This window comes from Meiothermus sp. (assembly GCF_037443965.1).
In the GTDB taxonomy this organism is placed as follows: Bacteria; Deinococcota; Deinococci; order Deinococcales; family Thermaceae; genus Meiothermus.
Genome location: NZ_JBBINI010000005.1, coordinates 1 through 18,481, shown reverse-complemented (window position 1 = coordinate 18,481; position 18,481 = coordinate 1). Strand labels below are relative to the sequence as shown.

The 18,481-nt window shown below is 60.9% G+C and carries 21 protein-coding genes and 4 tRNA genes; 15 read left to right on the top strand and 10 right to left on the bottom strand.

Going from position 1 to position 18,481, the window contains the following annotated elements:
- Positions 1-89 precede the first annotated feature (89 nt).
- The 7 genes from WKI89_RS04080 (at position 90) to ilvD (ending at position 6,002) form a co-directional block, all read left to right on the top strand.
- The gene (locus WKI89_RS04080) at positions 90-293 is read left to right on the top strand and encodes a hypothetical protein (RefSeq protein WP_337868054.1); all 204 of its coding nucleotides are present in this window, start codon (positions 90-92) and stop codon (positions 291-293) included.
- Positions 294-896 (top strand): 3-isopropylmalate dehydratase small subunit, encoded by a 603-nt coding sequence (gene leuD, locus WKI89_RS04075; RefSeq protein ID WP_337867946.1) that lies wholly within the window; start codon positions 294-296, stop codon positions 894-896. It begins immediately after the preceding gene.
- Positions 897-1,046: 150 nt separating this feature from the next.
- Positions 1,047-2,099: a 3-isopropylmalate dehydrogenase gene (leuB, locus tag WKI89_RS04070; RefSeq protein WP_337867945.1), complete on the top strand. Its 1,053-nt coding sequence runs from the start codon at positions 1,047-1,049 to the stop codon at positions 2,097-2,099.
- Between the two features lie 90 nt (positions 2,100-2,189).
- The gene (locus WKI89_RS04065) at positions 2,190-2,936 is read left to right on the top strand and encodes an SDR family oxidoreductase (protein ID WP_337867944.1); all 747 of its coding nucleotides are present in this window, start codon (positions 2,190-2,192) and stop codon (positions 2,934-2,936) included.
- Positions 2,936-3,694 (top strand): SDR family oxidoreductase, encoded by a 759-nt coding sequence (locus tag WKI89_RS04060; RefSeq protein ID WP_337867943.1) that lies wholly within the window; start codon positions 2,936-2,938, stop codon positions 3,692-3,694. Before WKI89_RS04065 ends, WKI89_RS04060 begins: the two co-directional genes overlap by 1 nt.
- Before the next feature lie 8 nt (positions 3,695-3,702).
- On the top strand, positions 3,703-4,236 hold the full coding sequence (locus WKI89_RS04055; RefSeq protein ID WP_337867942.1) for an HD domain-containing protein: 534 nt from the start codon (positions 3,703-3,705) through the stop codon (positions 4,234-4,236).
- Positions 4,237-4,337: 101 nt separating this feature from the next.
- Positions 4,338-6,002 (top strand): dihydroxy-acid dehydratase, encoded by a 1,665-nt coding sequence (gene ilvD, locus WKI89_RS04050; RefSeq protein WP_337867941.1) that lies wholly within the window; start codon positions 4,338-4,340, stop codon positions 6,000-6,002.
- Positions 6,003-6,009: 7 nt separating this feature from the next.
- Here ilvD and WKI89_RS04045 read toward each other — a convergent pair whose 3' ends face one another.
- The 8 genes from WKI89_RS04045 to WKI89_RS04010 all read right to left on the bottom strand — a co-directional run bounded on the left by WKI89_RS04045 (position 6,010) and on the right by WKI89_RS04010 (position 12,132).
- Positions 6,010-8,466: a primary-amine oxidase gene (locus tag WKI89_RS04045; RefSeq protein WP_337867940.1), complete on the bottom strand. Its 2,457-nt coding sequence runs from the start codon at positions 8,464-8,466 to the stop codon at positions 6,010-6,012.
- Entirely contained in the window at positions 8,463-8,714 is a 252-nt protein-coding gene (locus WKI89_RS04040) for an AbrB/MazE/SpoVT family DNA-binding domain-containing protein (RefSeq protein WP_337867939.1), read from the bottom strand. Before WKI89_RS04040 ends, WKI89_RS04045 begins: the two co-directional genes overlap by 4 nt.
- Positions 8,715-8,729: 15 nt before the next feature.
- The gene (locus WKI89_RS04035) at positions 8,730-8,936 is read right to left on the bottom strand and encodes a hypothetical protein (RefSeq protein WP_337867938.1); all 207 of its coding nucleotides are present in this window, start codon (positions 8,934-8,936) and stop codon (positions 8,730-8,732) included.
- 51 nt (positions 8,937-8,987) lie between these two features.
- On the bottom strand, positions 8,988-9,428 hold the full coding sequence (locus tag WKI89_RS04030; protein WP_337867937.1) for a DUF1801 domain-containing protein: 441 nt from the start codon (positions 9,426-9,428) through the stop codon (positions 8,988-8,990).
- Between the two features lie 284 nt (positions 9,429-9,712).
- Positions 9,713-10,003 (bottom strand): DUF2200 family protein, encoded by a 291-nt coding sequence (locus WKI89_RS04025; protein ID WP_337867936.1) that lies wholly within the window; start codon positions 10,001-10,003, stop codon positions 9,713-9,715.
- A gap of 240 nt (positions 10,004-10,243) precedes the next feature.
- A complete protein-coding gene (locus WKI89_RS04020) occupies positions 10,244-10,585 on the bottom strand; it encodes a nuclear transport factor 2 family protein (protein WP_337867935.1) in 342 nt (113 codons plus the stop codon).
- 48 nt (positions 10,586-10,633) lie between these two features.
- A complete protein-coding gene (locus WKI89_RS04015; RefSeq protein WP_337867934.1) occupies positions 10,634-11,017 on the bottom strand; it encodes a DUF6326 family protein in 384 nt (127 codons plus the stop codon).
- Between the two features lie 74 nt (positions 11,018-11,091).
- The gene (locus WKI89_RS04010) at positions 11,092-12,132 is read right to left on the bottom strand and encodes an NAD(P)-dependent alcohol dehydrogenase (protein ID WP_337867933.1); all 1,041 of its coding nucleotides are present in this window, start codon (positions 12,130-12,132) and stop codon (positions 11,092-11,094) included.
- A gap of 84 nt (positions 12,133-12,216) precedes the next feature.
- Here WKI89_RS04010 and WKI89_RS04005 point away from each other — a divergent pair, with 84 nt between their 5' ends.
- From WKI89_RS04005 to WKI89_RS03995, 3 genes are all read left to right on the top strand, one after another.
- Positions 12,217-12,900 carry a TetR/AcrR family transcriptional regulator C-terminal domain-containing protein gene (locus tag WKI89_RS04005; RefSeq protein WP_337867932.1) on the top strand — a complete coding sequence of 228 codons (684 nt, stop codon included), beginning with the start codon at positions 12,217-12,219 and terminating at the stop codon, positions 12,898-12,900.
- A gap of 55 nt (positions 12,901-12,955) precedes the next feature.
- Entirely contained in the window at positions 12,956-13,714 is a 759-nt protein-coding gene (locus WKI89_RS04000) for an RNA methyltransferase (protein WP_337867931.1), read from the top strand.
- Between the two features lie 71 nt (positions 13,715-13,785).
- Complete coding sequence (locus WKI89_RS03995; RefSeq protein WP_337867930.1) at positions 13,786-15,375, top strand: histidine kinase; 1,590 nt, start codon at positions 13,786-13,788, stop codon at positions 15,373-15,375.
- A gap of 62 nt (positions 15,376-15,437) precedes the next feature.
- On the opposite strand, the gene WKI89_RS03990 is transcribed toward WKI89_RS03995, so the two are convergent.
- Positions 15,438-16,292, bottom strand: coding sequence for a hypothetical protein (locus WKI89_RS03990; RefSeq protein WP_337867929.1), 855 nt, complete (start codon positions 16,290-16,292; stop codon positions 15,438-15,440).
- Positions 16,293-16,325: 33 nt separating this feature from the next.
- The gene (locus WKI89_RS03985) at positions 16,326-17,669 is read right to left on the bottom strand and encodes an MBL fold metallo-hydrolase (RefSeq protein WP_337867928.1); all 1,344 of its coding nucleotides are present in this window, start codon (positions 17,667-17,669) and stop codon (positions 16,326-16,328) included.
- 176 nt (positions 17,670-17,845) lie between these two features.
- Between WKI89_RS03985 and WKI89_RS03980 the strand changes: the two genes are divergently transcribed.
- The 5 genes from WKI89_RS03980 to WKI89_RS03960 all read left to right on the top strand — a co-directional run.
- Positions 17,846-17,921: transfer RNA gene (locus tag WKI89_RS03980), tRNA-Thr, on the top strand.
- Between the two features lie 3 nt (positions 17,922-17,924).
- Positions 17,925-18,010, top strand: a tRNA-Tyr gene (locus tag WKI89_RS03975).
- 78 nt (positions 18,011-18,088) lie between these two features.
- Positions 18,089-18,164, top strand: a tRNA-Gly gene (locus WKI89_RS03970).
- 29 nt (positions 18,165-18,193) lie between these two features.
- Positions 18,194-18,269, top strand: a tRNA-Thr gene (locus WKI89_RS03965).
- A gap of 85 nt (positions 18,270-18,354) precedes the next feature.
- Positions 18,355-18,481, top strand: a 127-nt coding sequence (locus WKI89_RS03960; protein WP_337868053.1) for a GTP-binding protein, incomplete at its 3' end; no start/stop codon positions are given.

Sequence of the window (18,481 nt, the reverse complement as noted above, 5' to 3'; positions counted from 1 at the left end):
CCTAGCCCCTCCGCACCCACACGGCTTTTTTGATACCGAACGCTTGTATCGTCCCTGAACCAATTAAAGGAGCGGTTCTTTTGTCTACGATGGAGCTCATACGCGGCGTGACCCTGGTAGTGGTTTCGGTGCTTTTATCCATCGCTACTTTGGGGCTTTGGCTGGGCAATTTACAAACCAACCCGTTGCTCAGTTGGGTGGTTTTTGTAGTGGGGTTTGCCCTGTGTGCGGTAACAGCCATCGCAGGCATCTGGGGTATCCTGGGTTTTTTTAGAGACAAGGAGGGCAAGTAAATGGCTTTAGAACCAATCAAACAAGTGCGTGGGCGGGCCGTATACGTCCCCGGCAACGACATTGACACCGACCGCATCACGCCGGCGCGCTACCTGAAGGTAGTCACTTTTGACGGGCTAGGCGAGGCCCTTTTCTACGACGAGCGCTTCAACCCCGACGGCTCACCGAAGCCGCACCCCCTCAACGACCCCCGCTTCCAAGGGGCCGCAATTATGCTGGTAGGGGCCAATTTTGGCTGTGGGAGCAGCCGCGAGCACTCCCCCCAGGCTATCTACCGCGCGGGCTTCCGTGCCTTGATCGGTGAGAGTTTCGCCGAGATTTTCTTCGGCAACGCTACCGCCCTCTCGATGCCCTGTGTAACCGCCTCCAAGGCTGATATCGAAAGCCTTGCCCAGGCCATCGAGCAAGACCCCAGTTTGGTGGTGACGGTGGATGTAGAGGGGCTCGAGGTGCGCTACGCGGGCACCGCCTTCAAGGTTGGCCTGCCCGCCACCGCGCAAAAAGCCCTGGTGGAGGGCCGCTGGGATCCCATCGCCGACCTACTGGAAGCCGGGGAGTTGCTCGAGCAAGCCTCGGCCCGGCTGCCCAAGGCCACCCGCTAATAGGTTCCCTCTCCGCTTTATGGGAGAGGGTTAGGGTGAGGGTGGCGAAAGCACCAGCTTTGGCAAAACCAAAAAAGATCAAAGGCATTGGCCTTACCCTCTCATCCCCGCCTTCTTCCCCAAGAGGAGAAGGAGCTAACAAGGAGAACTATGCCCAAAATTGCCCTACTACCCGGTGACGGTATCGGCCCCGAAGTGACCTATGCGGCGGTGGAGGTTTTGCAGGCCGCCGACCAGGCATATGGCCTGAACCTCGAGTTCGAGGCTTTTCCCTTTGGCGGCAACGCCATTGACACGCATGGCGAGCCCTTCCCCGAGGTCACCCAGAAGGGTTGCCTGGTAGCCGACGCCATCCTGCTGGGGGCCATCGGCGGGCCTAAGTGGGACAACGTAGCCCGCCACCTGCGGGCCGAGACTGGCTTACTGGCCTTGCGCAAAGCCCACGACCTGTATGCCAACCTGCGCCCGGCCAAGGTGCTGCCGGGCCTGGAAGCCCTCTCACCGCTCAAGCCCGAGATCGCTCGAGGGGTGGATGTGCTGGTCATCCGCGAGCTGACCGGCGGCATCTACTTTGGCGAGCCGCGCGGCATGAGCGAGGCCGAGGGCTGGAACACCGAGCGCTACAGCAAGCCCGAGGTGGAGCGCATCGCCAGGGTGGCCTTCGAGGCGGCCCGCAAGCGGCGCAACCAGGTGTGCAGCGTGGACAAAGCCAACGTGCTCGAGGTCGGTGAGTTCTGGCGCAAGACCGTGGACGAGGTGCACCAGCACTACCCCGAGGTGGCCCTCGAGCACCAGTACGTGGACGCCATGGCCATGCACCTGGTCACCCGGCCCAGCCGGTTTGACGTGGTGGTGACCGGCAACATCTTTGGCGATATTTTGTCCGACCTGGCCAGCGTGCTGCCCGGCTCCCTGGGCCTCCTGCCCTCGGCCAGCCTGGGCGAGAAAACCCCCCTGTTCGAGCCCGTGCACGGCTCCGCCCCCGATATTGCCGGCAAGAGCATCGCCAACCCCACCGCGGCCATTTTGTCGGCGGCCATGCTACTCACCCATGCGCTGAACCGGCCCGAGGTGGCCCGGCGGATCGAGGAGGCGGTGGCCGCCGCCCTGGCCACCAACCCCACCCCCGACCTGGGCGGCCAGGCCAGCACCCAGGCCTTTACCCAGCAGGTCGTAGCAGCGTTGCACAAAGTAGCGGCCTAAGCAACCCCTTCTATTGCGGCTTCGAGATGGTGGGTGAAGCCAGCCGGATACCCCCTGGCCTTTTGCAGCAATAGGTCGTATACAAAGAGCATGAAACTAAAAGGACAGACCTTTATCGTCACTGGGGCCAGCCGGGGCATTGGCGAGGCCCTGGCCCTGGAGCTGGCCCGCGCCGGGGCCCACCTGGTCATTGGGGCCCGCAACCAGAAGGCCCTCGAGTTCGTGCGCGACAAGGTGCAGGGCCTGGGGGTGCGCTGTGAGGCGGTGGCCGGAAGCGCAGCCAGCGCCGTGGTGGCCGAGGCGATGGTCAAGGCCGCGCTCGAGATCGGCAACTTTGTGGGCTTTATCCACAACGCCGGTGTGCTCAACGCCGGCCCGCTGGCCTACGAGCTGATCGAGGCCCAGTACGACGAGATCATGGACTCCAACGTCAAGGGTGGCTATCAGCTAGCCCGCTTTGCCTACCCCCATCTGATCCGCCAGCCGGGCAGCGTGGCGGTGTTTCTGGGCTCGGGGGTGGCGGAGCACAACATACCCGGCATGGGCATCTATGCCATCGCCAAAGCCGCCGAGGAGCACCTGGCCCGGCAACTAGCGGTGGAGGCCCCCGAGGTTACTTGCTTTACCTACCGCCCCGGCATTGTCGAAACCGACATGCAAAAGCAGCTACGTGAGGCCGAAGGCGGTGGCAGCGAGACCCTACGGCCTTTGTTCAAAGGCTACAAGTCGCAAGGACGTGTGCTCACCCCTGAGCAGTCCGCCAAGGCCCTTATTCGTATTCTGGAGGGCAGCCCGCGCAAATTTCACGGCAAAATTGCCACCCAGAGCGACCTTTGATGGATCTACGCAAGCAGACCCTAATCCTGACCGGGGCCAGCCGAGGCATCGGCAAAGCCTTGGCGCTCGAGCTAGCCCACGCTGGGGTCAACCTGGTGTTGAACGCGCGAAACCCCGAAACCCTGGAACTGGTCGCGAGCGAGTGCAAAACCCTGGGGGTGCAGGTACGAGCTATTGTCGGCAATGCGGCCCAGGATCAGACCGTACAGTTTATGGTGAAGGCCGCCAAGGTGCTGGGCAACTTCGCCGGGTTCGTCCACAACGCCTCGGTTCTACACTCTGGGCCGTTCGTGACCGAGTTGTCTGAGGCACACTTTGACGAGCTGATCGCAGTCAACCTGAAGGCCAGCTATTTGCTGGCCCGCTATGCCTACCCCAACCTGTTGCGCCGGGGCGGTGGGCTTGCTGTTTTTTTGGGCTCTGGGGCAGCAGAACTCCATTTTCCTGGTTCCGGCGTGTACGGTGCGACCAAGGCCGGCGAAGAATACCTGGCCAGGCAACTGGCCTTAGAGCACCCTGGCATCACCTGTTTTGTCTATCGGCCCGGCCACGTGGACACCGCTATGCAGGCCCACCACCGCAGCGCCGAGGGAAGCGGCGGCCCTGCCTTGCGCGAGCGCTTTGGGGGCTACCTCGAGCGCGGTGAACTGCACAGCCCCCAGGAAGTGGCCCAAACCCTGGTCGGACTGCTTACCAGCAACCCACGCGCCTACCATGGCACCATCGTCCAATACGCTGATGTGCGCAAAAAAACGTAAGCTAAGGTATGCCCACCTGGTCACAAGATACTTACCTGGCCGCGCTCGCTTTCGCGGCCAGGGCGCACCAGGGGCAAACCATTCCTGGCAGCGATCTACCCTATGTGATCCATGTGGTACAGGTGTGCATGGAGGTGATGGCGGCTTCAGACGAAATGGTGCAGGCTGATCTGGCCATTCAGTGTGCGTTGCTGCACGACACCCTCGAGGACACCTCCACCACCTTTGCCCAGTTGCAAGGGGCCTTCGGCAGCGAGGTTGCTGAGGGTGTGCAGGCTTTGACCAAGAATACCCATTTGACGAAAGATCAGGCCATGCTCGACAGCTTGCAGCGCATCCAAACCCAACCCAAGGAAGTCTGGATGGTCAAACTGGCCGATCGCATCACCAACCTCCAGACCCCGCCCCATTTCTGGACATCCCAGAAGATCGCCCTCTACCGGGCCGAGGCCGAAATCATCCTGCGCGAACTTGGCCCAGCCAGCCCCTACCTGGCCCAGCGCCTAGCCCAAAAGATCGAAGCCTACAGGGCTTTTGAATAGCCATATGGTTTAGCGGTAAGATAGCCCCGGTTGTTGATCCATGCCGATAGCGGATAGCAGACGCGGGCTATGAGCTACTATACGCTATTAGCGAGGTTTTTATGCGAAGCGACATCATCAAAAAAGGCCCTCAACAAGCCCCTGCCCGGGCTATGCTGCGCGCGGTGGGCATTGGCGACGAAGAGTTCAAGATTCCCTGGGTGGGCATCGTGAATACCTGGACCGAGGGGATGCCCTGCAACTTCCACCTGCGCGACCTGGCTGCCGACCTGAAGATTGGGGCTAAGGAGGCGGGTTTCCAGACCTTCGAGTTTGGCGCCCCGGCCATCTCCGACGGTATCAGCATGGGCACGGTAGGTATGCGGGCCTCGCTGGTGAGCCGCGAGGTGATCGCCGACTCGATTGAACTGATCGCCCAGGGCTACCTCTACGACGGCATGGTAGCGCTGGTGGCCTGCGACAAAACCAACCCCGGCGGCATGATGGGTGTGATTCGGGCCGACGTGCCCAGCCTGGTACTCTACGGCGGTTCGATTGCGCCCGGCTATCTGAACGGCAAGGCCCAAACGGTGGTCTCGGTGTTCGAGGCGGTGGGCCAGCACGCGGCGGGCAAGATTGACGATAAACAGCTCGAGGCCGTCGAGCGCACCGCCATCCCCGGCGCGGGGGCCTGCGGCGGGCAGTACACGGCGAATACGATGGCGATGGTGCTCGAGGTGATGGGCTTCTCCCCCGTCGGCTACAACGCCATCCCGGCGGTCGCGCCCGAGAAAAAAGAAGCCGGGCGCAAGGCCATGAAGGTGCTGGCCGACGCCATCAAACACGGTCGCACCCCCAAGAGCTTCCTCACCAAGAAGAGCTTCACCAACGCCATCGCGGCGGTGGCGGCCACCGGTGGCTCGACCAACGCGGTGCTGCACCTGCTGGCGATTGCCAAGGAGGCCGGGATCAAGCTGACCCTCGAGGAGTTTGACCGAATCAGCCGCAAGACTCCCGTCATCGCCGACATGCGCCCCTGGGGCCAGTACACCGCCTGGGAGCTCTACGAGGCGGGCGGCATTCCGCTGATCATCCGCCGGTTGATTGAAGGCGGGCTGATTGACGGCGACCAGATGACCATCACCGGCAAGACCCTCTGGCAAGAAGCGGGCAAGGCCAAAGAAACCAAGGGCCAAAAAGTGGTGGTGAAAGCCGAGAAAGCCTTCAAAGCGGAGGGCGGTTTGCGGGTGCTCAAAGGTTCGCTGGCCCCGGACGGCGCGGTGCTGAAACTAGCGGGAACCGAGACCAAAGTGCATCGCGGTCCGGCCCGCGTGTTCGACGGCGAGCAGGGCGCGATGAAGGCCGTGCTGAAGAAGCAGATCAAGCCCGGCGACGTGGTGGTGATTCGCTACGAAGGCCCCAAGGGGGCGCCCGGAATGCCCGAGATGCTCTCGGTGACCTCGGCCCTGGTGGGCGAGGGGCTCGGCCCCAGCGTAGCGTTGGTCACCGACGGGCGCTTTAGCGGGGGCACCAAGGGCCTGATGATCGGCCACGTAGCCCCCGAGGCCCAGGTGGGTGGGCCCATCGCGCTGGTCAGGGAGGGCGACCTCATCTCAATTGACTGCGACAAGGGCATTCTGAACCTGGAAGTCTCGGAAAAAGAGCTCGCCAAGCGCGCCAAAGCCTGGAAGGCCCCCAAGCCCCACTACAAAAGCGGTCTGTTTGCGCGCTATGCGGCGCTGGTGAGCAGCGCGCGGGAAGGAGCGGTGCTTTTGAAGCCGGAATAGCGGGAGGCTATGGGTGGCAGCTTTCGCCCTTCCCCCCGTGCGCCCCTTTCGGCAAGGGCACGTCCAGGGCGGGGTTCTGGTCGAAAAAGCCCACCGGTTTGAGCGAAAAGCTCAGGTGCTCGACGGGCATGATCGGCCAGTCCTCTGGGCGGCAGATGTGGGTAACCCCGAGGTTGTACCACACCACGAGGTCTTTGTTCTCTATGGGGCGGTCGGCTTTCGTCCACACCCCCAGTCCGTCGTCGCCGGGGCTTTGGTTGGGGTAGTCACCTGCGGCGTAGAGCTGCTCGGGGTCGAAGGGAGTGACCCAGAGGTGCCGGGTGGCGAACGCGCCCCGCTTGTAGATGGCCGATTTGGGGTCGGCCAGGAGGGTGGGGCCGGTTGACCCGACCAGCTTGTAGGCTGTCGGCTCGCCCACCGCGTTGCGCCGCGACGGGCAGATGACCTTCCAGAAGCGCCCCTTGAGGTTGTCGCCCACTCGAGCCGCCTCCCCCTCGGTCTTGAGGGTCTTCACCCGGTAGCGGAAGGTGTTGCCGTAGGGGTCGGTCCGGCCCTTCCTGGCCCGCACCATCTCGACCTCCTGCACCGAGTTGGGGCCGCCATCGAGGTTCATGTGCAGCCGCACGTTGAAGAAGTGCTGGTGGGTGGGGCCGCCCAGCTCGGGCGTGACCATTCCCCCGAATCTGTAGCCCTGACCCGGCACCAGGGCGGCGGTCTGGATGATCCCGCTGAGCTTGACCTCGAACTGCATCGTGCCGTCCTGGTAGAAGTACCAGAAGAAGCCGTAGTCGTAGTTGCCTACGGTGCTCCAGAAGCTTACCACCAGGCGGCGGCTGCGGCGGGTCTCGAAGGTCTCGTTGCGGAACTCGTAGTGCTTCCAGAGGGTGCCGTAGTCCTCCTCGTGCAGGCAGACGGCGTTGGGGATCACCGTGGGAGCCCCCAGGTCGTCGGCCACCACCGCGTCGAAGTAGTGGATGTGGCCCAGGCAGTCGCAGCCCAGCTCGAGGCTGTTGGCGAGCTTGCCCAGCCCGTACTCCCCCGCGTCGAAGGCGTTCTTCCAGAAGTGATTCACACCGGGGTCGGCGTAGGGCACCACCATCTCGGACACGCTGGCTCGGTGCAGGATCGGGCGTAGCCTGCCGCCGTCGGTGTAGCCGACCTGGTGCAGCACCAGGCCCTCACGTGGCGTGAACCCGACCCTGAAGCTCCAGCGCTGCCACTCCACCTTGTAGCCCTCGACCCGGAAGCTGGGGCCTTGGGGCTGGGTGATCTCGAGGGCCTTCAGGTCATCGCGGAAGGCCTGTAGGAACTGCGGCAGGTAGTTGCCCTTGCGCCTGGGCACCGGGATTGCGCCCTCCTCCACCAGCTTGAACACCTCGCGCCGGTTGAGATCAACGTAGGCCACTAGACCTTCCAGCGGGTGGGCGTAGGCGTTGTCCTTAGGGTCTTGGCGATAGTAGGCCACCGCCCGCACCATGCGCCGCCCCTCCTCGTCCTTGAAGCCAAAGTGCCCAGCCGAGAAGGGGTCTACCTGCACCAGCTCGAGGTCGGCCTCGCTCAGCCCCCGTCGCAGGGCGGCGGCGCGCCAGGCGGGGTCGTTCTTCACGATCTCCACCACCGCGAAGAACTCCTCGATGATGATCGGCGGCTGCCCCGCCGCCACCTTCTTCCAGCCGCCCACCTTGGCCCTGGTCAGGTTGACCAGGGCTTCGTGGGTTTCGCCGCTGCCGCGGTCGAGCACCACCACCAGGGCCACACGGTCGGGCGGGCCTTTGGCACCGAGCTGCGCGGGGGTCGGCTCCTTCAGCGTGACCACGGGGAAGCGGACCTGATCGCTCAGCTTTTTCTTTTGCTTTACCAGGCCCGTAGCGGCGAGGATCTCCTCGGCGCTCAGCGGGTCAAGTGGGTGAGTGCGGCGGCTCGTCAGCATGGCTGCTCCTCCTAGTTTTGGATTAGTTTTAGTTAGTATAGGATTTACGCGCCGGGAAGTCCAACCGTGAAGGGTGTGGAGGGGTTCCGAAGCCGATGGCGCTCGAGCTCGTTTCACCCGCACCACCTCGAGCCTCAGCCCCTTGTAAATCGTCTTATACCAATCATCGGCAGTCAGGAGTCGGTCGGCCTGGCGTAGGGCGTGGGCACCGATCACGAAGTCGGCCACGATTCGGCGGGACGTTTCGCCCGACTTGCGTCGTCGTCGGGCGTAGGCGGCGAAAGCCTCGCCGGCCTCGAGCCATGTCGCCTCTTCCAGTTCCCACTCCACAGCTATGCCGACATCTTGGAGAAAGTCGTCCATCCATAGCCGCGTCTTACCGGGAATCGCCAGCAACTCGACATACACGAGCGGGGCGATTACCAGACTGCCCGCCCGAGCGGCAGCTTCCAGGGCCGCAGCGGCCCTTTGATTGAATGCGTGATCGGGCAGCAGGAAGCCCACCAGCACGTTGGTGTCAACGGCGGTGATCATTCCTCGTCGCGCCCACGTAGCTCACGCAGCCACTTGTGAACCTCGTCCATGCTTTTCAGGTCGCCTGCCCCGCTACCTCGATACTTCTCGAAGCGGCTCTCGCCACGGTCGGGCCGCAGCTTGACCACTCCCGCATCGTCCACATCGAACACCACCTGATCCCCCTCCTTCAGCCCCAGCCGCCGACGGATGGCGACAGGCAAGGTGATCTGGCCCTTGCTGGTGATCTTGCTTTTTTCCTGAATCATAGACAGGATTATACGCTATTCCTTACTTCTACAGAAAATATTCCTTACAAACCCTCTGGGCTCGAGGTTGCTCAGCATTCGAGTCCACACCGCCTCGGCGTACTCGTGGAGGGCCTCGAGTTCCTCCCGGATGGTGCTTTGCAGCTCGCGCCTAGTGTCCTCGCGCTGGGATGAGGGCAATTCGATTTTGACGGCTTGTATATAGCGTTTAATCAGGTTCATGGGGCTTCTCCAGAAGTTGAAAGACCTGGTGCCCTTGCAGCTATTAAAAAATCAGGTGGGACGAAGTTCGATCTCCTCGAGGCGTGCGCGCACCAGCTTCTGAACCAGCTCCGTGGGGAGCGGTTTTTCCTGGGTGAAACGAATCACTGTACGCGAGGTGTCATAGTCTGCCAGGTCTTTGCTGTGCGTTTTGAGGACGTCTCCATGCATGATGTAGAAGGAAAGATGGGTTTTTGCTACCCCAAAGCCAACCGCCCGTCTCCCGCGATACCAAAAGAAAGGAGCGCCACTGCTAAGGCGTTCTTCCATCTCGGGCACAACAGACTTGATGGTGGCGCGTAGAGCCTGAAGGGTCTCTCTAATCGGCACTGGCAAGGAGGAAAGGTAATCCTCTATGGTCTTGAGGGGAGTCTTCACGGGGTAGTCCTCGCAAAAGGAGTGGGCACTGCCGGTGAAACTTTCATTTTGGTTCACCACCTTTTGGGAATGCAAAAACCGTAATAAGTATACGATACGGCCGCTTTGGAGGTCATCAACTCACCGCCAGAACGCCTTTGAAATTTATGCAATGTCAGGTGTGAGCTAAACTGCTTGTCGCACTCTTCACAGACGTTGCCTCCCGGATGGGAGGCAACTATACCGAGCAGGACAAAAAATCAAGTTATGGGTGGCTCAATAATTGTGAAGAGCGCTCTAATGCATTACCAGAGCTGGCGAGGCCTGACGCAGGATCTTTTGCATATCTTTGCCCTTGGCCAGCTCGTCTACCAGCTTGTCTAAGTAGCGGATCTTTTGCATTGGGGGTCTTCGATCTCCTCCACCCGCACCCCGCACACCACGCCCTTGATGAGCGAGGCATTGGGGTGAATAGCGGGTGCCTCGGCAAAAAAGGTCTCGAAGTCACAGCGGCGGGCAATTTGCCTCTCCGGTTCGGCCTGGCTGTAGCCGGTCAGCCAACAGATAATCTGATCCACTTCGGCTTGGGTTCGGAGTTTGCGCTCCGCTTTCTTCACATACAGTGGATAGACGGTAGAGAAATCGGTTGTAAAAATTCGATGCTTGGCCATGATTGCCCTCCCAAGGGGAGCCGTGGTTACGAACGTATTGAAACCACTCCCTATGCCTTTTACAGAATACACCCCATCCTCTACAGGGTGGCCACGCTCGGAGAAGTGCCCCAGCAGTTTATCGTTTCTAAGTATCTCCATAGTTGAAATGTGAGGTGCTGCCCCGGAAGATCAGTGGAAAATTGCGCCAGGTACGTAAATGCCGACTCCAGTGGTTTTGCAAATCTACCCTGGCGCACTTTAATCGCCCCGCCCTTTGTACGAGCGGATGGCTTTGACTTGGCCGTGTGCATCAAAAGCCACCACATCCACCACATGAAGTTCGATCGTCCCATTCACTAGAATATGAATCTCTCCAGCAACCGTGCTGGCGTTTTCGTAGAGAGCAAGCATACGGATTTCCAGGCTTTCAGCTTCGTCAAAGTTTTTGGCCGTCTCGCGCAGCACCGCAGCCTTGCCATAAACCGAGATATTCCAGTCACGCAGGTGAACATCCTCGGCAAGCATGGCGGCAATGGCCGGTAGATTTTTGTCGGCATAATGGCGCAGATAGGTTTGGAAAAGGTTGGCGTTGGACGTCATGATGAACCCATTGCATCATAGAATCCACACCCCTAATCGGGTGGCTGTTCACGAAAGGTGATGCAGCTTATCTCCGGCGGTCTGGCCCAGCGCTCGCCAGGCATACCCCACAATCGCAGCCATACTGGCAATCTCGACCGATGCGAAGAAAAAGTACGAGGGGGTCGCGCTGCCACCGCCTACTACGTACAGCGTGGTCAGAAGTGCGGCAAAGGTATTGGCCCAGCGGTTGATTCGCATTGGAAGCACCAACGACAAAAAAATCATGGCAATGGGTACCTGGGTAATGATCGAGAAGACCAGCAGCAACTCCAACGTGACCGGGAAGCCGAAGGAGCCCTCCAAGATTCGCTGCAGGGTGCCAGGGTGGATAAAGCCAATAATGTCTGCAAAGGTGATGTTGAACATCACCACCGTCCATAGAGCCGCCAACTTGAAGCGAGTGATTTCCAGTTTAATCCCCTCCCGCCTATTCTCAGCTTTACCCTATCCCCACTCAAATGCTGTCAACCGCCGTGGTTTACCATGACCACCACGCTCCCCCGCTTGCGACCGGTCTCCACATAGCGGTGGGCCTCGGCCATCTGCTCGAGGGCATAGCGGCGGTCTATCACCGGCCGAAGGCGGCCCTCTTGGGCGAGCTTCGCCATCGTCTGCACGTATTCGGCTCGTTCGCTAGTTGGCCCGGCAATCACCTTCTTACCGCTCGTCGCCGACTCCCAGGAGGCCGAAAGCATCTGCCACAACGTAGCCAGTACCAGTAGCAGTCGTCCGCCCTTGCGCAGCGAGTTCTTGCTGCGGGCGAAGGGGGCTGTGCCCACGGTGTCCACGATCAAGTCGTAGGTTTGGCCGCTGGCGCTGAAGTCCTCTTTGGTGTAGTCAAGTACCCGCTGAGCGCCCAACGAGCGCACCAGCTCGACGTTCGCGCTGCTGCACACGGCGGTCACCTCGGCCCCGAAGTGTCGGGCAAGCTGCACGGCGGCCACCCCCACCGCCCCCGAGGCCCCGTTGACCAGTACCTTGTCCCCGGCCTTCAATCTAGCTCGTTGGTAGAAGTCCAGCATGGTGCTGCCACCGAAGGGGAGGGCGGCGGCCTCCTCGTAGCTCAGGCCGGGTGGAATCAGAGCCAGCGCCCCGCCCTCCGGCAGGCACTTGTACTGGGCATGGGCACCCATCCGGAGGCCATCCATGCCGAAGACCCGGTCGCCGACCTTGAAGCGGGTGACGTTTCTGCCCACCGCCTCGACCTCACCGGCAAACTCACTCCCCAGCACGGTCTGCCTTGGGCGCACCACCCCCATAGCCAAGCGGATTATCAGCCCAAAGCCCGCAGGCACGTTGAGGCCGCGTACCCGGCAGTCTCCAGAAGTGACGGTGGTGGCGTAAATCTTGACCCGTACCTCATGATCCCTCGGGGTCGGTTTGGGCAGTTCGACAAGTTTTAGAACCTCGGGCGGGCCGTATATTTCGCGCACGACAGCCTTCATGGTGTTTGACTGAACCGAGCGATCTGCTTTGATGGGGGTCGGCTGGGCCGTTGCTTTCATTCTTACGCTCCTTTACCTTACGCCGTAAGATAATGGAACAACTTTAGCCTTACGTTGTAAGATTGTCAATAGAGGAACTGACCGATGCCCAAAAACAACCCTAAAAGGTCTAGCGCAAAACCCCAGCCCAGGGCTAGGTTGAGCCGCGAAGGGGTGCTTCAGAAAGCCCTCGAGCTCGCCGACCAAGAGGGCTTCCACGCCCTTACCATGCGCCGCCTAGCCCAGGAGCTGGGCGTGGAGGCCATGTCGCTCTATTACCACTTCGCCAACAAGGATCGGCTCTTGGACGGGATGATTGACCTGGTATTCGCCGAGATCAAACTGCCCTCCAGGGGTACCTGGAAAAGCCGGCTTCGAGCTCGAGCCACCTCTGCTCGAGCGGCCCTTGTGCGCCACCGCTGGGCATTGGGGCTAATGGAGTCGCGCACCTCGCCCGGCCCGGCCACTCTGCACCACCACAACACCGTACTCGAGTGCCTCCGCACAAATGGTTTTACGGTTGCGGCAGCCGCCCACGCCTATTCGCTGCTGGATAGCTACATCTACGGCTTCGTTTTGCAGGAACTCAATCTGCCTTTCAACCGCTTTGAGGAGTCAAGTCCTGCTGTCGACAACATCATGGCGGAGGTCGCCGAAGGGAACTATCCCTACCTGGTCGAGATGGCCTCCGAGCATGTTTTGAAAGCGGGTTACGATTATGGCAAGGAATTTGATATTGGCCTCGAGATCGTGTTGGACGGGCTCGAGCGCCTGCGAGACGAAAACTAGACCGGCGACTACCAAAACCTCGACGCATCTGGCCTGAGCGATTAGGCTATAGCCGATGAACTGGCTCGAGAACATCCGCGTGGTGCTGGTAGGCAGCCAAGAACCGATGAACATCGGCGCTGCTGCCCGTGCCATGCAGAACTTTGGCATATCGGACTTGTGGCTGGTAGCGCCCGAGCCGCGGGTACGCCAAGATCTAGTGCATCATCCCGACGGCTCAATGGCCTACCGTTTGGCAGTACATGCCGAAGAGATTCTGGACAACCTGAAGATGGTCGAAACCCTGGGCGCAGCCATCGCCAATGCCCGCCTAGTAGTGGGTACCACCGTGCGTGAACGCGAAATTTATACCGGGGCCATGGTAAGCCCCCGCACGATGGCCCAGCGGGTGGCGCAGGTGGCCCCACAAGGCAAGGTAGCGCTGGTGTTTGGACGCGAGGCCTCGGGCCTGACCACCGACGAGATTGACCTGTCCCAATTGATTGTACGCATCCCCACCTCGCCCAAACAGCCCAGCTTGAACCTAGCCCAGGCCGTGTTGCTGCTGTGCTACGAGGTGTATGGCGCTGCGCTCAACCCCCCCGAACCTGCCAAAGCCCAACTCGCCGAGCAAGAAGCCCTAAAACAGTTCTTCGACGATCTGCGCGAGTACATCTTTCGCATTGGTTTTGCTGATGAAAAACGCCTTCCCTACGCGATTCGGCGCTTTCGTCGGCTGCTCCACAAAGCCGACCTAACCCCTGGCGAGGTACAGTTCCTGCGGGGGTTTTTACATCAAAGCCGCTGGTATGCCCAACACGGCAAGCGGCCCTAGCGTCTCAACGCTGCCAAAACCTTCCTGGACAACGCTTGGCTACCCAAGCACAACCCGATAACCTGTTAGACATGGAGCCTACGCCGAGCTTATATCGGCTGATTAAGCTGTACCGGCTGGTTTTGCCGCTGGCAATTGTGCTGGTGGTGGTGTTGTTTGAAATCTCCCTCGAGCCCTACCAGGGACAGCCGGTGGCCTTCTGGCTGCGGATGGGTTTTTATGGCCTGGTGGGGCCTCTGGTTACCTGGATGACCCTGGAGTGGATTGCCCAGCAGGTACAAGACCGCGAGCGGGCTCAGCGGGCGCTGGAGGTGGCCAACCGGCGGCTGGAGGCCATTGAGAGCATCCTCAAGCGGGCTTCGGTCGCCGACAACCTCGAGCAGGCCCTGGCCTCAGTGGTGCAGGAGGTGGCCAAGGCGCTGGGCATGGAGGCCGCTCTAACCCTGGAGGGGGTGCGGGCTACCTCGCCTGGCTTCAGGGCAGGTTCGGGGCCTCTGTACGAAGTAGCGCTGCCGGGCCTTGATGGGAAGCTCGAGGTGGCTCTGCCCCGCCCGCTCTCGGATGAGGAGCAAAGCTTCCTGGAGCTACTGGTGGCAGAGGTAGCCGGGGCGCTGGACTCGGTGCGTGCCCGTAGCCGCGACCTGCTCACCCTTTACGAGGTAGACCAGGCCCTGCGGGCCGAGGCCAACCTGGGCCGGCTACTTGAACGCCTGATGGACCGCATCCTGGCCTGGGCGGGGGCCACGGGGGGTGGGGTGCTCTTGCTGGACGAGGAAAATTTTTTACAGCCCCAGGTGCTGCGCAACCTCGAGCTACCCCCCCATGCCTTCATGCCCGATCACCGCTGGAAGGAGGCCCTGGAATCACCGGTTTTTGTGCGGGACAACCTGCTGGCGGTGCCCCTGCGCGAGCAGTCGGCCATCGGGCTCTTGCTGGTGCAGGGCGAGGCCGAGAACCTGCGCCAGCGCCTGCCCTTCTTACGCTTCCTGGCCGCTCAGGTTACCCTGGCGGTGCGCAACGCCCAGGCCTATCTGCGAGCCGAGGAGCTGGCCCTTACCGAGGAGCGCAACCGCATCGCCCGCGAGATCCACGACGGCATTGCCCAGGCCCTGGCCTTCATGGCCCTCAAGCTCGACCTCTCCGAGCGCCTGCTGCAAACCGACCCCGAACGGGCCTTGCAAGAACTGCACCGGGTCAAGGAGACCCTGCGGGCCCAGATTCGCGAAGTACGGCGCAGCATTTTTGCCCTGCGGCCCATTGACCTCGAGCGCTACGGCTTTCTGGAATCGGTACGGCGCTACGCCAGCGCCTTTGCCGAGCAGGCGGGCTTCCGGGTGCGCCTCAGCCTGCCTGAAAAAATTGAACTATCCCAGGCATCCGAGCTGGTGTTTTTCCGGGTTTTGCAAGAGGCCCTCACCAACGCTGCCAAACATGGCCGACCGGGGCTGGTTCAGGTCAAGCTCACCCCGCTGGGTGAACGGGGCGGCCTGCTGGAGATCAGCGACAACGGGCGGGGGTTCAAAGCTGGCACCTCAGCGAACGGTCTGGGCGGGTTTGGCCTGACCCAGATGCGCGAGCGGGTGGAGGCTCGAGGGGGGCGTTTTGAGGTGGAGTCGGCTCCAGATAAAGGCACCACGGTGCGGGCCGAGCTGCCGTTTTGATGCCCTGTGCCCTACCGTTGGCAGCTCCGAAATGGGGATTGCTCAACATACCGCTATTGTGGCTACGGCCCACAGCGCTGGGCTTGGCTTCGCCCACGTGGTGGCACCACCACCTGAAACTCGGTTTGTAAGTCTACAATCCGGCCCGAAAGCCTGATCAGAATGAGCGTTTCTTTATCTCGAGCTTTTTCCCAGTTTTCCAGACTGTTGGCGTAACTGGCCGTTTCCCCCGGCAACAACAAACGAATGCGCCCATTCTGTACAGGGCCCACGTGGAATGCAGCCGGCTTGGGAAAGTCGGGGATCTTGTCGTAGGGGGCTTTGAGGTTGGCTTCGGCCCAGACCCGGCTGGCTACCACATATACGGTTCCAGCAGGATCGGTCACCCGTAACTCGTGTACACAGCGCCGGGCTCTGGGGTCCTCGTCGAGCAGTTTGGCCAGGTAAGGGGGGGCATCGTCACGGTCAATGAGCCGCTTGCGGGCCAGGTACATGTAACCCAGATAGGGGTTAACCGGATTGCGCTGGGTGCCCAGTCGGAACACCGTCGGGCCGATGGTGATGACGGGGTTGGCCCAACCCTCCACCCGAACAGGGGTATTGATGCCCAAATCCACCTGGGCCAGGTTGATAAACAGATCGTCAAAAACTGCGTAGGAAATGTTGTTCTGGCTGACCATGCGCAAGTATAAGCCGTTGGTGGTCTCGGGGAACCTGACCTCGAGCAAATACCGCCCCAAAATGCCGGTTTCGGCAAAACGCGCCCCTTTGGGCTCGAGCAGTCTTCTCAGTTCGCTCACCTGCAAAAGCGCAGGTTCCTGCACCCCTCCAACAGCCCAGGGCACCGAACCTACATTTGCCTGCGCCAAAGCCATCAGCACTCCAAGCATTCCTGCCCCTACCAATCCCTTTTGCATGGGCTCCCCCCTATGCCGCCCGATACAAGCAGCCTACACATCAATGGCCTTACCCCACTCTGCCAAAAAAGCCACCTTGCCGCGTTCGCGCAGGGCCTGCCCCAGACTTTGCAGTTTGTCCGCTTCGCCGTGAACCAGAGCCACCCGCTTCTCACTGTCCAGCCAGTCCAGCAGCTCGTCGCGGCCTGCATGGCCCGAAAAGCCGCCCAGGGTATGGGTTTTGGCCCGTACCCGCACGGTTTCACCGAACATCCGCACCGTCTCGGCATCGTGGATGAGCTGCTCGCCTAACCCTCCCCTGGGCTGGTAGCCCAAGATAATCACCGCGTTTTTGCCATCGGGCAAACCCAGGCGCAAGTGGTGCAAAATGCGACCACCCGAGAGCATCCCGTTGCCCGCGATGATGATCAGGGGGCCTTTAATCAAGTTGAGGGCCTTGGATTCCTCCACACTTTGGGTGTAGTCGAGCTTCCGGGGCCGAAAAGGGTCGAGCCCGTGCGAGTAGATATGCTGCACCTCGGTGCTGAAAAAATCCTGCACCTTGGGGTAGATTTCGCTGATTTTGGAGGCCATGGGCGAGTCCACAAACACCGGCACCACCGGAATCGCCTCGCGCTGCTCGAGCTCGCGGATGTAAAACAAAACCTCCTGGGTGCGCTCGAGGGCAAACGAGGGGATAAACACCTTCCCTTCACGGCTCAAGACCTCATTCAACACCTCGGCAAACTCTTCCAGGGTCGCGGCAAAGGGGCGGTGTGAACGGTCGCCGTAAGTTCCCTCCGAGATCATCAAATCCACCTGGGCAGGGTAGTCGGGGTCCGGCAGCACATCCTTCCGCCGGTGTCCCAGGTCGCCGCTAAAAATGAGGGTTTTGCCATTGGCCTGCAGTTGGATAAAAGCGCTCCCCGGCAGGTGTCCGGCATCGCGCAAGCGGTACTGGAAAGGCCCCAGGTTGCGGGTCTGGTAAAAGCTGACCTCCTCTAAGCGGGCATACAGTTCGGCCAGGTCTTTCTCATCCCAGGGTATCGGGGGCACTTCACGGCCCTTGCGCTCCAGACGCTCCCGCTCCTCTTGCATCAGCCTGAGCGAATCCTCCAGGATCACCGGCAAAATCAAACGGGTAGGCTCAGTCACATACACCCGGCCTGGATAGCCTTGCCGCACCAGCATGGGCAAGCGTCCGATGTGGTCGTTGTGGGCATGGGAGACCAGCACCGCGTCAATGGTCTTGGGGTCGAAGCCAAAAGGTTCCTCGTTGCGCTCCTCGTCGGCTCCCTGGTAGGCTCCACAATCCAACAGCAATCTGAAATCTTGGTGTTCGACTAGGTGGCAACTGCCGGTTACCGTCTGGGCCGCCCCAAAGGGAGTTATTTGCATGGACGTACTGTACCAGACCCAACTAGGGCGGAGTAACATCTACCCAGAACGATGCTTTTGCCTTTCGCACGGCCTTTATTCAGCTTGACAGCCCCTACGCTGTGGTGTAACCTTACGACTTGGACGAGGTTCGACCCCTTCGTCCATAGCTTGCCATCGGAAGGGCGACAAGCCGGGCCACCCTAGCTCAACTGGTAGAGCACCCGACTTGTAATCGGAAGGTTGTCGGTTCAATTCCGATGGGTGGCTCCACAAGGGTAGGTGGCCGAGTGGTTAAAGGCGACAGACTGTAAATCTGTTCTCTCCGGAGTACGGCGGTTCGAATCCGCCCCTGCCCACCAAGCACCCTTCGGGTGTACCGATAGCAGATAGCCAAAAGCTGCGAGCCATCGGCTATAAGCGGCGCGGAAGCGCCAAACGCGGGAATAGCTCAGTCGGTAGAGCATCTGCTTCCCAAGCAGAGGGTCGCGAGTTCGAGTCTCGTTTCCCGCTCCAGAAGCGCCTCGTGCGCGAATACCTTAGGTGCTCGGGTAGCTCAGCTGGTAGAGCACACCCTTGGTAAGGGTGAGGTCGTCGGTTCAAGCCCGATCCCGAGCTCCAAACCCACACCGCCCGTCCACCGCTGCGGGCGGTGTGTTCCTGAGAAGGAAAAGCACTAAAGCGGCAGCCAAAGGAGGCAATACGAATGGCGAAAGGCGTATTTGAGCGCACCAAACCGCACGTCAACGTGGGAACGATCGGACACGTAGACCACGGGAAGACCACCTTGACGGCGGCGATCACGTTTGTAGCAGCCGCAGCCGATCCCAGCA